At 72.4% G+C, this 12,603-nt stretch carries 10 protein-coding genes; all 10 read right to left on the bottom strand.

The window, feature by feature from the left end; genetic code table 11:
• Positions 1-60: 60 nt before the first annotated feature.
• Positions 61-888 carry an L-threonylcarbamoyladenylate synthase gene (locus tag ACZ466_RS29335; RefSeq protein ID WP_378278991.1) on the bottom strand — a complete coding sequence of 276 codons (828 nt, stop codon included), beginning with the start codon at positions 886-888 and terminating at the stop codon, positions 61-63.
• A 256-nt stretch (positions 889-1,144) separates the two neighbouring features.
• Positions 1,145-2,005: a peptide chain release factor N(5)-glutamine methyltransferase gene (gene prmC, locus ACZ466_RS29330; protein ID WP_378278994.1), complete on the bottom strand. Its 861-nt coding sequence runs from the start codon at positions 2,003-2,005 to the stop codon at positions 1,145-1,147.
• Positions 2,002-3,084: a peptide chain release factor 1 gene (gene prfA, locus ACZ466_RS29325; RefSeq protein WP_378278996.1), complete on the bottom strand. Its 1,083-nt coding sequence runs from the start codon at positions 3,082-3,084 to the stop codon at positions 2,002-2,004. Before prfA ends, prmC begins: the two co-directional genes overlap by 4 nt.
• A 160-nt stretch (positions 3,085-3,244) precedes the next feature.
• Positions 3,245-3,466, bottom strand: coding sequence for a 50S ribosomal protein L31 (gene rpmE, locus ACZ466_RS29320; RefSeq protein WP_378278998.1), 222 nt, complete (start codon positions 3,464-3,466; stop codon positions 3,245-3,247).
• Positions 3,467-3,814: 348 nt separating this feature from the next.
• Entirely contained in the window at positions 3,815-4,468 is a 654-nt protein-coding gene (locus tag ACZ466_RS29315) for a response regulator transcription factor (RefSeq protein WP_378278999.1), read from the bottom strand.
• A gap of 92 nt (positions 4,469-4,560) precedes the next feature.
• A complete protein-coding gene (locus tag ACZ466_RS29310) occupies positions 4,561-5,889 on the bottom strand; it encodes a sensor histidine kinase (RefSeq protein WP_378279001.1) in 1,329 nt (442 codons plus the stop codon).
• A 470-nt stretch (positions 5,890-6,359) separates the two neighbouring features.
• Positions 6,360-8,411 carry a transcription termination factor Rho gene (gene rho, locus ACZ466_RS29305; protein ID WP_378279002.1) on the bottom strand — a complete coding sequence of 684 codons (2,052 nt, stop codon included), beginning with the start codon at positions 8,409-8,411 and terminating at the stop codon, positions 6,360-6,362.
• A gap of 446 nt (positions 8,412-8,857) precedes the next feature.
• Positions 8,858-9,805 carry a homoserine kinase gene (gene thrB / locus ACZ466_RS29300; RefSeq protein ID WP_378279004.1) on the bottom strand — a complete coding sequence of 316 codons (948 nt, stop codon included), beginning with the start codon at positions 9,803-9,805 and terminating at the stop codon, positions 8,858-8,860.
• Positions 9,802-10,869 carry a threonine synthase gene (gene thrC, locus ACZ466_RS29295; RefSeq protein ID WP_378279006.1) on the bottom strand — a complete coding sequence of 356 codons (1,068 nt, stop codon included), beginning with the start codon at positions 10,867-10,869 and terminating at the stop codon, positions 9,802-9,804. The genes thrB and thrC overlap by 4 nt, the downstream gene beginning before the upstream one ends.
• Positions 10,870-11,292: 423 nt before the next feature.
• Complete coding sequence (locus tag ACZ466_RS29290; RefSeq protein WP_378279233.1) at positions 11,293-12,582, bottom strand: homoserine dehydrogenase; 1,290 nt, start codon at positions 12,580-12,582, stop codon at positions 11,293-11,295.
• Positions 12,583-12,603 lie beyond the last annotated feature (21 nt).

The raw sequence follows: 12,603 nt of genomic DNA, 5'->3' as shown, positions 1-12,603 counted from the left end.
CGGCGGAGACTGAGGCGTTCTGACCCGGTTTTCTGACTCGCGGGTAAAGGCCGGCCGGGGTCAGTCCTCTTTGCGGAGCGAAGGGCCGGGCTCGTCCTTTGTGAGCGACGTCTTACCGTTCACGTCCGCGGAAATCGCGTCCTTGTCCAGGCTCACGGCGCCGTCCTTGTCCAGGTCCACGGGGCCGTCCTTGTCCAGGCTCACGGGGCCGTCCTCGGCCGGGTCCGCGGCGCGCTCCTCGTCCTCGTCGGTCAGCAGCACGCCCACCACGGAACGGATCTTCTCCTCGGAGACCGCGCCCGCGCGCAGCAGCCGCGGGATCGACCCGGTCAGGTCGACGATCGTCGACGCCTCGGCATGCCCCGTCGGCCCGCCGTCCAGATACACCGACACCGCGTCGCCCAGCATCTTCTCCGCCTCGGCGAGGGTGCGCGCCGCCGGCTGCCCGCTGAGGTTGGCGCTGCTCACGGCCAGCGGACCCGTCTCCTTCAGCAGCTCCACCGCCAGCTCGTGCATCGGCATCCGCACCGCGACCGTGCCCTTGGTCTCGCCCAGGTCCCACAGGAGGTTCTGGTTGGCCCTGCAGACGAGCGTCAGAGCGCCGGGCCAGAACTCGTCGATGAGGTCCTGCCCGTAGGTGCCCAGGTCCTCCACGAGGGCCGTGGCGGCCCGTACGGAGCCCACCAGCACCGGCGGGGGCATCTCCCTGCCCCGGCCCTTGGCGTCCAGCAGCGCCGTCACCGCGGGCGGGGTGAACGCGTCGGCGCCGACGCCGTACACCGTGTCGGTCGGCAGCACGATCAACTCGCCCCGCCGCGCGGCCGAAACCGCCTCGGCGATGCCGCGGGTGCGCTCCATCGGCTCGGAGCAGTCATAACGTCGGCTCACGGTCGCTCCTTCTTATTGCAGGCGCGAGCTGCGCTCCTCGCCTGGCGGCTCGTCGCTTGTCGCGCCCGCGGCGATCGCTGCATCGCTCCGAACTCGCCTTGACGGCTCGCTTCGCGATCAGTTCCTCGCAGGCTCGGAACTGGCTTCGCACGCGATCGCAACGGTTGGGGTTGTTGCGGGTCTGGCAGGCCGCTTGCGGTTGGTGCACAACGGGTTCCATGCAGAGTCTAGGGCGGCATGGTCTCGGGCATGGTCTCTAGGGGACGCCCAGGCGGGCGGTGACGAAACGATCGCGGTTGGTCAGGTCCCGGCGGTTGCGCACATCGCGCCAGCCGTTCTCCTCCGCGAACACCCAGTAGACCGCGTTGCCCTGCAGATCGCTGTGCTCGACCGCCACGTACCCGCCCGGCCGCAGCAGCCGCCGCGCGGCGCGCTCCACCACGCGGATCGCGTCCAGGCCGTCGTCGCCGCCGCCCCACAGCGCGTCGGCCGGGTCGTGGTCGCGTACGTCGCGCGGCACGTACTCCCACTCGCTCATCGGGATGTACGGCGGATTGCTGATCACGAAGTCGACGGTGCCGTCCAGCTCGCCCAGCGCGGAGCCGAAGTCGCCCAGGTGCAGCCGCACCCGGCCGCGCTCGTCCAGCTCGTCGACGTTACGGGTGGCGTGCACGAACGCCGTCGGGTCCTTCTCCACCGCGTGCACCCGCGCCCGCGGCGCCTCCAGCGCGATCGACAGCGCGATCGCCGCCGACCCGGTGCCCAGGTCGACCACCAGCGGGTCCTGGACGTCCATGTCGCGCAGCGTCTCCAGCGTCCAGCCGACCATCACCTCGGTCTCCGGTCGCGGGACGAACACCCCCGGCCCCACCTTCAGCTCCAGGTAGCGGAAGAACGCCCGGCCCGTGATGTGCTGCAGCGGCTCCCCGGCCTCGCGGCGCGCCACGAACTCCCAGAACAGCGCGTCGAACGCGGCGTCGGGCACCTTGTGCAGCTCGGAGCGGTTCACCCCGTGCACCGCCGCGGCCAGCTCCTCGGCGTCGGCGCGGGGCGAGGCGGCCCCGGCGTCGGCCAGCCGCGCGGTGGCCCTGGCGACCTCGTCGAGCAGCAGGTTCATGGCGTCGGCTGCGCCTCCGACTGCTGCGCCTCCGCCAGCCGGCGCTCCATGTCGGCGTCCACCAGCGCCTGCGTCACGTTGTGCAGGTCGCCGTCGAGGACCTGGTCGAGGTTGTAGGCCTTGTAGCCCACCCGGTGGTCGGAGATGCGGTTCTCCGGATAGTTGTAGGTGCGCACCCGTTCGGAGCGGTCGACCGTGCGGACCTGGCTCTTGCGCTCGGCCGCCGCGGCGGCGTCGGCCTCCTCCTGCGCCATCGCCAGCAGCCGCGACCGCAGCACCCGCAGCGCCTGCTCCTTGTTCTGGAGCTGGCTCTTCTCGTTCTGGCACGACACCACCACACCGGACGGCTTGTGCGTGATCCGCACCGCCGAGTCGGTCGTGTTGACGCTCTGCCCGCCCGGCCCGGACGACCGGAAGACGTCGATCTCCAGGTCGTTCTGGTCGATGTGGACGTCGACCTCCTCGGCCTCCGGGGTGACCAGGACGCCCGCCGCGCTGGTGTGGATGCGGCCCTGCGACTCCGTCACCGGGACCCGCTGGACGCGGTGCACGCCGCCCTCGTACTTCAGGCGCGTCCACACGCCCTCCTCGGGCGTCCCCTTGGTCTTCACCGCGACCGTCACGTCCTTGTACCCGCCCAGGTCGGACGGGTGGGAGTCGAGGACCTCGGTCTTCCAGCCGGCGCGCTCGGCGTACCGCAGGTACATCCGCAGCAGGTCGCCGGCGAACAGCGCCGACTCCTCGCCGCCCTCACCGGCCTTGATCTCCAGGATGACGTCCTTGGAGTCGTTGGGGTCGCGCGGCACCAGCAGGTGCCGCAGCCGCTCCTCCAGCTCCTCCCGGCGCTTGTCCAGCTCGGTGGCCTCGGCGGCGAACGTCTCGTCCTCGGCGGCCAGCTCGCGGGCCGCCGCGAGGTCGTCCTCGGTGGCGGCCAGCTCCCGGCGGGTCTCGACGATCGGCCGCAGTTCGGCGTAGCGCTTGCCCAGCCGCCGCGCCAGGTTCTGGTCGGCGTGCACGGACGGGTCGGCGAGCCGGCCCTCGATGTCGGCGTATTCGCTGATCAGATCGTCGAGATTCACGGTGTGCCTTGTTCTGGCCGCCGGTCACGGCCGGTCCTGACCCGCTCCGGCCGGACGGCGCGGCGCACGGGTGACGTTCCAACGGCCCGGCACCCGTCGGCGCCGGGCCGGTGCTGCAACGCGGCCGGGCTCGCGCAGAGCCCGGCAGGCCCCGGAGGGCCTACTTGCCGCGGCCGCCCTTCTTGCCGAAGCGCTGCTCGAAGCGCGCCACCCGGCCGCCGGTGTCCAGGATCTTCTGCTTGCCCGTGTAGAACGGGTGGCAGTTGGAGCACACGTCGGCGTGGATCACGCCGTTCTCCGCGGTGCTGCGGGTCTCGAAGGTGTTGCCGCACGTACACGTCACGGTCGTGACGACGTAGTTCGGGTGGATGTCAGGCTTCACGGATTCTCCTCGCTTCTGGCGGTCGCCGGGCACTTCCCGGGCTCGCGCGGGGCGCGCGTGAAATGGGGGAAGCGTGAACCGGTACCGCAGCGGTTGCACTCCAAGTGTGCCAGATACACGAACGTGCCGAGGTCACCGGGCATTCCCAATCTCCCTCGCCCGCGCACCGCACCGAGGCCTGACCGCCCCGAACGCTGCGATCGCGTCCGAAGGCAGGTTCGAGCGGAGCGAGAAACTGATCGCGGAGCGAGCCGCCAGGCGAGTTCGGAGCGATGCAGCGATCGCCGCGTGCGCGACAAGCGACGAGCCGCCAGGCGAGGAGCGCAGCTCGCGAACGCAATGAACACGTCAGGCCTCGGCGCGGCCCAGGTAGGCCAGGACGGCCATCACCCTGCGGTGCCCGCCCTGCGCGGGCTGCAGGTTCAGCTTCATGAAGATGTTGGAGATGTGCTTCTCCACGGCGCCCTCGGTGACCACCAGGTCCGCCGCGATCGCCCCGTTCGACCGGCCCTGCGCCATCAGCCCCAGCACCTCGTGCTCGCGCGGCGTGAGCGCCTCCAGGGGGTCGCCGGTACGGCGCCGTCCCAGCAGCTGCCCGATCACCTCCGGGTCGATCACCGTGCCCCCGGCCGCGATCCGCCGGACCGCGTCGATGAACTCGGCGACCTCGGCCACCCGCTCCTTCAGCAGGTAGCCCACGCCCCTGGCGCCGCCGCCGATCAGATCGGTGGCGTACCGCTCCTCCACGTACTGGGACAGCACCAGGATCGGCGTCTCCGGCAGCCGCTCGCGCACCGCCAGCGCGGCCCGCAGCCCCTCGTCGGTGAACGACGGCGGCATCCGCACGTCCACGATCGCCAGATCGGGCCGGTGCTCGACCACGATGCCGAGCAGGCCCGGCCCGTCCCCCACCGTCGCCACGGTCTCGATCCCGGCGTCGGCCAGCAGCCGCACCAGCCCTTCCCGCAGCAGCACCGAATCCTCGGCGATCACGACGCGCATCCCCCCATTATCGGGCGCCGCGCCCACCGCCGCGCCCGCTCGGGGAGACCCGCGAGATCCCGGCCACCGGGATCTCGCGGACGGGCGTCCCGCTACCAGGTGCAGGGCAGGTCGGCGCGCAGCACGGTCGGACCGCCGGGCGGGCTGTCGACCACCAGCATCCCGTCGATCGTCGCGGCCCGGTCCGCCAGCCCCGCCAGCCCCCCGTTCGGACGGGCGACCGCGCCGCCCACCCCGTTGTCGGCCACCTCGACCACCACCCAGGAGTCCTCACGGGCCACCCGCACGGTGGCACGGGTGGCACGCGCGTACTTGGCGATGTTGGCCAGCGCCTCCGCCACGATGAAGTACGCGATGCTCTCCACCGCGGCCGGCGGACGCTCCGGCAGATCCACCTCCACCTCGACCGGCACCGCCGCCCGCCCCGCCAGCCCCGACAGCGCCGGGTCGAGCCCGCGGTCGGTCAGGATCGCCGGGTAAATGCCCCGGGCCAGGTCGCGCAGCTCGGAGATCGCCTCCTTGGTGCCCGCGTGCGCCTGCTCGATCAGCGCGCGGGCGCCCTCCGGGTCCTCGTCCAGCTTCGCCCGCGCCCGGCCGATGTCCATCGCGACCGCCAGCAGCCGCTGCTGCGCCCCGTCATGCAGGTCGCGCTCGATCCGGCGCCGCTCGAACTCGGCCGCGTCCACCCCGCGGGCCCGGCTCGCCCGCAGGTACGCCGTCCGCTCCCGCAGCTCCAGGTTCTCCTCCTGCGAACGGCTCGGACCGAGCAGCGCCCGCGCCACCAGCGCGTGCCCGACCGCCAGCGTCCGCGTCACGTACAGCGCGATCACCAGCAGGAAGACCCCGACCACCGTGCCGGGCAGCGCGGCCACCGCGTTGCCCGCCCAGAACGACACGAACCCCAGGCCGACCTCGACCCCGTCCGACTCCTGCGCGATCAGCGGCAGCGCCAGGAACGTCCCGGCCGCCGTCCAGATCATCACCGACACCGCGAACTCCACCAGCGCCAGCGGAAACCGCAGGAAGAGGTAGACCAGGTCCTTCCACGTCGCCGGGTCCTGGGCCATCGCCTTCAGCTTCGACAGCGGGTTGCGGCCCTCCGGCAGCTCCCGGTACGGGCTCCGGATCCGCACCCCGAACGCCCGCTCCGCCAGCACCCGCTCCACAACCGCCGCGAACCGCCACCCGATCATCATCAGCACCAGCATCGGGATGCCGACCCAGATGAGCGACAGCGCGGCCGACAGCGTCAGCCCCACCGTCAGGAAGATGAACCAGCCCAGCCCGAAGGCCAGGCTCGTCACCATGTAGAGGGCCGATGACCAGATCGTCCACGACCTGGCCATCGCCATCGGGCGCCATGACCCGCTCACGATCGTCGCCCGGCCCCGCGCGGCGGCGGTGCTGCTCAGCTCGCCCACATCGTCCCTCCATGCCCGGTCCACCGTACGACCCCAGCCTGCCGGTCGAACCCGCCCCCGACCATGGTGCCCTCCAGCCGCTCCCTGGTAGGGCTAGCCCTACCTGTTGCATGCGCGAGCTGCGCTCCTCGCCTGGCGGCTCGTCGCTTGTCGCGCCTGCGGCGATCGCTGCATCGCTCCGAACTCGCCTTGACGGCTCGCTCCGCGATCAGGTTCTCGCTCCGCTCGAACCTGCCTCCGGACGCGATCGCAACGCTTGAGGCCACCACGGGGCCAGGGCAACGAGCCAAGGTCGTCCCCACCGCTCGAAACTGCCTTTGGGCGCGGTGGCGACGCTTGTGGCAGGCGTGGTCGGGCACGGAAAAGCCCGGCCCCGTGCTGGTGGCGTGGGGCCGGGCTCATCTCAAGCGCCGCTTACGGCCTCGCTCCTCGTTCGGTGGCGCGTTCCCGGACGCGCCGCCTCCGGGGGCTCAGCGGTCGTCGGACACCGTGGTCTTCTGGACCTGGAGGAGGAACTCGGCGTTGGACTTGGTCTCCTTCATCTTCTCGATGAGCAGCTCCAGCGCCTGCTGCGTGTCGAGCGCGTGCAGCACCCGGCGCAGCTGCCAGACGACGCGCAGCTCCTCCGGCGCCATCAGGATCTCCTCCTTGCGGGTGCTGGACTGGTCGACGTCCACCGCCGGGAAGATCCGCTTGTCGGCCAGGCTCCGGTTGAGCTTGAGCTCCATGTTGCCGGTGCCCTTGAACTCCTCGAAGATGACCTCGTCCATCCGGGACCCGGTCTCCACCAGCGCGGTGGCGAGGATGGTCAGCGAGCCGCCGTTCTCGATGTTGCGGGCCGCGCCGAAGAACCGCTTGGGCGGGTACAGCGCGGTCGAGTCGACACCACCGGACAGGATCCGCCCGGACGCCGGGGCGGCCAGGTTGTACGCCCGGCCCAGGCGGGTGATCGAGTCGAGCAGCACGACCACGTCGTGGCCCAGCTCCACCAGCCGCTTGGCCCGCTCGATCGCCAGCTCGGCGACCGTGGTGTGGTCCTCGGCGGGACGGTCGAAGGTCGAGTGGATGACCTCGCCCTTCACCGTCCGCTGCATGTCGGTGACCTCTTCGGGACGCTCGTCCACCAGGACGACCATCAGGTGGCACTCGGGGTTGTTCTTGGTGATCGCGTTGGCGATCGCCTGCAGCACCATCGTCTTGCCGGCCTTGGGCGGCGACACGATCAGGCCGCGCTGCCCCTTGCCGATCGGCGACACCAGGTCGATGATCCGCGTGGTGAGGATCCCCGGGTCCGACTCCAGCCGCAGCCGCTCCTGCGGGTACAGCGGGGTCAGCTTGCTGAAGTCGACGCGGCCCTTGGCCTGCTCGGGCTCCATCCCGTTGACGGTGTCGAGCCGCACCAGCGCGTTGAACTTCTCCCGCCGCTCGCCCTCCCGGGCCTGGCGGACCGCACCGGTGATGACGTCGCCCTTGCGCAGGCCGTTCTTGCGGACCTGCGCCAGCGAGACGTACACGTCGTTGGGCCCGGGCAGGTAGCCGGTGGTGCGCACGAACGCGTAGTTGTCGAGGATGTCGAGGATGCCCGCGACCGGGATCAGGACGTCGTCCTCGGAGATCACCGGCTCCTCGTAGCGCTCGCGGCCGCCGCGGCCCCGGTTGCGCTCACGGAACCGGCGCCCGCGCCGGCCCCTGCCGCCGCCGTCCTCGTCGTCGGCCTGGCCGCCGCCGCCCTGGCCCTGACCCTGGCCCTGGCCGCCGCGCTGCCGGCCACCGTCCCGGCCGCCATCGCGGTCGCGGTCCCGGCCGCCGTCGCGACCGCCCTGGTCACGGCCCTCGCCACGCTCCCGGCCCTCGCCGCGCTCCCGGCCACGGCCGCGCTGCCGGCCCTCGCGGCCGCCGTCACGGCCGTCGCGGCCGCCCTGGGCCTCGCCGTCGTCGCCGTCCCGGCCGCCCTGCTGCCGTTCGCCCCGCTCCCCGCGCTCACCCCGGTCGCCGCGCCGCTCCTGGCGGTCGGTGCCCTTGTCGGTCTTCTCCGCCTTGCCGTCGGCCTGGCCGTCTCCCTGGGACTCGCCCTTGGCCTCGCCGCGCCCCTGGTCGGCGGCCTTCTCCGCGGTCTTGGCGGCCGGCGCCTTCTCGGCGGCCGGCTGCTCGGCCGCGGCCTCGGCGATCGTCACCTGGCCCTCGGCCTGCTCCGCGCGCTTGGCGGCGGTCGTACGGGTACGGCGCGGGCGCTCGGCCTTCACCGCGCCAGCGGCTCCCTGCTCGCTCCCCGCCGAGCCCTGGCCCTCGCCACCGCCCTGCTTCTCCTGAATGGCGGCGATGAGCTGGCTCTTGCGCATCCCGGTCACACCGGTGATGCCGAGCTGGGACGCGAGCGCCTTGAGCTCGGGCAGCACCATGGCCGAAAGGCCGGTGCCCGTCCGGCGGCGCCGGGGGGTGGCACGCGGGGCACCGTCGGCCGCGGCCTCGGCGGCGGGTGCCGTGCTGGAGGCGTCCGTAAGGAGTTCGCTGGATTCGCTCACTAAGGGTCCTTCCCAGGGAGCGGGCGTAGGCCGGCGATCGGCCAGGCAACCCGGTAGTGCGGCCCGGCGGGGGCGCCGAGTCGGGCTCCGCGGCCCGCGGTGGTACCGCGTGCCGCGATTTCTGGGCACAGCCAGATGGTGGTCGGGACGATTCGCTCGTGCGGGTTCCCCGTACCGCCACGTCCGAAGTTGGTTCGCTGGAACGCCTGACATCGGGATGTCACGGTGTCGGGAAGCCTAGTACGCGGGACCGACACGGCCGGAGGGCCGGACAGGCGACGCGCGGCTGACGAGCACACGGCCCCGAACGGGGCATCTGGTGCGGCAATCAGCCTAACATCACCAGGGCGCACTGCTATTCCCCAGAGGTCGATGTCTTCGCATTTTACTAGCCGGATCATTGCACCCGGCCGGTCCTGCGGCCCCCGGCCCACCCCGCGCGAAGGTCAAGGCCGGACGCTGGAACCGCCGTGCCGAACGCAGGCACCTTGGGGGGCGACGTTCAGCGGGTGTATGTGCCAGCCATTACCCACTTCCGCGCACATCGAATCAACTTGTGCGGCGGTTGTGAAGACCAGGACAGTAGGACCTGCCCCGGAAATGACCGCCGGGACGCCCTTCGCGCGCAGCCGCGCGACGAGCTCGGCGGATTCGGGCATCGCCGGGGCGCGGTGGTCCTGGTGAAGCCGGTCCTCGGTGGCCTCCAGCAGCACGTCCTGCCCGAGCCCCTGCGAGAGCGCCGCGATCAGCAGCGCCGCACGTCCGGCGTTGGCGGCCGCGTCCCCGTGCGGGACGGTCTCGGGCAGCAGCCCGCGGGCCCGCTCCGTCGCCAGCCGCTGCTCGGGCACCAGCGCCGTGACCTCGCCCAACTTGGGGTCCAGCCGTACCGAACGGGGGCCCTGGGCGCCCGTCCAGGCGATCGTGAGCCCGCCCGCCAGGCACGGCGCCACGTTGTCGGGATGGCCCTCGATCTCGGTGGCCAGCCGCAGCGCCGCCGCGTCGTCCAGCCGGTGCCCCTCGGGATGCAGATGCCGCGCCGCGACGATCCCCGCCACGATCGCGGCCGAGGACGACCCGAGCCCCCGGCTGTGCGGGATCCGGTTGACACACCGCAGCCGCAACCCCGGCGGCCGGCCGAGATCGGCCCCGCCCAGGCCGTTGAGCATGTCGAACGCGCGCCCCAGCACGCTCACGATCAGATGCCGCTCGCCCCGGTCGGCGACCTCGGCGCCCTCGCCCTCCACCTCGATGGCCAGCCCGCCGCCGGTCACCGCGACCTCGACCTCGTCGTACAGCGTCAGCGCCAGCCCGAGCGAGTCGAAACCGGGCCCCAGGTTGGCGCTGGTGGCCGGAGCCCGCACCAGGACGGGCGCGGACGCCCAGGATGCCGTCACGCCAGGCCCAGGGCGGACGCCGCGGCGTGCGCGTCGACCTTGACGGTGGTGGGCGCGGGCGCGCCGGAGATCGCCCAGTCGGGGTCCTTGAGGCCGTTGCCGGTCACCGTGCAGACAACCTTTGAACCCCGCTCGACCACGCCCTGCTCGGACGCCTGCAGCAGCCCGGCCACACTCGCGGCCGACGCGGGCTCGACGAACACGCCCTCCTCGGCCGCCAGCAGCCGGTACGCGCGCAGGATCTGCCGGTCGGTCACCGAGTCGATCGCGCCGCCGGACTCGTCCCGCGCCGCGATCGCCAGATCCCAGGAGGCCGGGTTGCCGATCCGGATCGCGGTGGCGATCGTCTGCGGCTTCAGCACCGGCTCGCCCTTGACGAACGGCGCCGCCCCGCTGGCCTGGAAACCCAGCATCCGCGGCGTCGCGGACGAGACCTTGTCGGCCGCGTACTCCTTGTAGCCCATCCAGTAGGCCGAGATGTTGCCGGCGTTGCCGACCGGCAGGCAGTGCACGTCGGGGGCGTCGCCGAGCGCGTCCACGATCTCGAACGCGGCCGTCTTCTGCCCCTGCAGCCGGTACTTGTTGACCGAGTTGACCAGGGCCACCGGGTAGTCCACCGACAGCTTGCGGGCCAGTTCCAGGCAGTCGTCGAAGTTGCCGTCCACCTGGAGCAGCCGGGCGCCGTGCACCAGCGCCTGCGCCAGCTTGCCCATCGCGATCTTGCCCTGCGGCACCAGCACGGCGCAGGTCATCCCGGCCCGTACCGCGTAGGCGGCGGCCGAGGCCGAGGTGTTGCCGGTGGAGGCGCAGATCACCGCCTTGGCGCCGTCCTCGGCGGCCTTGCTGATCGCCATCGTCATCCCGCGGTCCTTGAACGACCCCGTCGGGTTGGCGCCCTCGACCTTGAGGTACACCTCGCAGCCGGTGAGCTCGGACACCCTGAGCGCCGGCACCAGCGGCGTCCCGCCCTCCAGCAGGGTGACGACCGGAGTCCCGTCCGTCACCGGAAGGCGGTCGCGGTACTCCTCGATGAGGCCGCGCCAGGCGCGGGCGGTCGCGTTCACGTCGATCTCCTCAGATGACCTGCGGTGTTGCGCAAAGTCTAGGGCCCCCGCCCCACCCCCCGCGGCACACCGCACCCCCTGTGGGCCCTCCCACACTCCCCCCGAGCAACATCTCGCACGCCACTACGGAAGCCACATCCCGCACGGGGACCGCTGAGGCCACATCCCACACGGAGCCGAAGGCCGCAGGTTTCACACCCTGCGCAGGTTGCAGGCACCACAGCCCTCCAGCACCGCGCAGGCCGCGTCCCACACGGTGGCAACGGGAGTCAGGCCCCGCGCGGAGCCGGAGGCCGCGGATTTCGCATCCTGCCTAGGTTGCGGACGCCACATCCCTGCCGGCCCCCGGACACCACGTCCCACGCGGGGCAAGGGGACATCACGCCCCGCGGTGGGTTTCATATGCTGCGTGGATCCCTGGGGTCACTCCTCGCCTTCGACGCGCATGACGCTCGCCACCTCGCGGACGATGTCGAGCTTGCGCAGCCGCTCGACGGTGGCCGACAGGGCGGCGTCGGGGGCTCGGTGGGTCACCACGACCAGCTGGGCGTCGTCGCCCAGGCCCTCCTGCCGGACGGCCTGGATCGACACCTCGTGGCGGGCGAACTCCTCGGCGACGGTGGCGAGCACGCCGGACCGGTCGGCCACGTCCAGCTGCACGTAGTAGCGGGTGATCGTCTCGCCCATCGGCAGGACGGGCAGCTTGGCGTAGGTGACCTCGACCGGGCCGCGGCTGCCGCCGGCCAGGTTGCGGGCCACCGCGACCAGGTCGCCGAGGATCGCCGAGGCGGTCGGGGCGCCGCCCGCGCCCGCCCCGTAGAACATCAGCGGGCCCGCCGATTCGGCCTCGACGAAAACCGCGTTGTACGCGCCGCGCACGCTGGCCAGCGGGTGCGAGCGCGGGATCATCGCCGGGTAGACCCGGACCGACACCCCGCGGCCGCCGTTGCGGCCGTCCTCGGCCGGGACGCGCTCGCAGATGGCCAGCAGCTTGACCACGCTGTCCATCTCCTTGGCCCCCGCCACGTCCGCCGCGGTGACCTCGGTGATCCCCTCGCGGTGCACGTCGGCGGCGGTGACCGGGGTGTGGAACGCCAGCTGCGCCAGGATCGCCGCCTTGGCCGCCGCGTCGAAACCCTCCACGTCCGCGGTCGGGTCGGCCTCCGCGTAGCCGAGCGCCTGCGCCTCCCCCAGCGCGTCGTTGAAACCCGCGCCGTGGGTGTCCATCTGGTCGAGGATGTAGTTGGTGGTGCCGTTCACGATGCCCAGCACCCGGTGCACGTGATCGCCGACCAGCGACTCGCGCAGCGGGCGCAGCAGCGGGATCGCCCCGGCCACCGACGCCTCGTAGTACAGGTCGGCGCCGTACTCGCGGGCCGCGGCGAACAGCGTCTCGCCGTCCTCGGCCAGCAGCGCCTTGTTGGCGGTGATCACCGACTTGCCGGTCTTCATCGCCTCCAGCATCAGCGACCGGGCGGGCTCGATCCCGCCGATCACCTCCACCACCAGGTCCACGTCGTCCCGCGTGACCAGGGACTGGGCGTCGGTGGTCAGCAGCGCCGGGTCGACGCCCGCGCGGACCCGGTCAGGCCGCCGCACCGCGATCCCGGCCACCTCCAGCGGGACCCCGACGCGCGCGGTCAGATCGGCCGCCTGCTCCCGCAGCAGCCGTACGACCTCCGAGCCGACGACGCCGCATCCCAGCAGCGCCACCCGCAGCGGGCCCCGTTCGGG

The sequence above is a fragment of the Actinomadura rugatobispora genome, from assembly GCF_055379765.1.
This window is presented reverse-complemented; position numbering and strand designations above follow the sequence as displayed.

Bases quoted from the DNA above. Each gene is read 5' to 3' on its own strand.
- prmC (WP_378278994.1), bottom strand. From the start codon at position 2,005: ATGAACCTGCTGCTCGACGAGGTCGCCAGGGCCACCGCGCGGCTGGCC.
- ACZ466_RS29315 (WP_378278999.1), bottom strand. From the start codon at position 4,468: ATGCGCGTCGTGATCGCCGAGGATTCGGTGCTGCTGCGGGAAGGGCTG.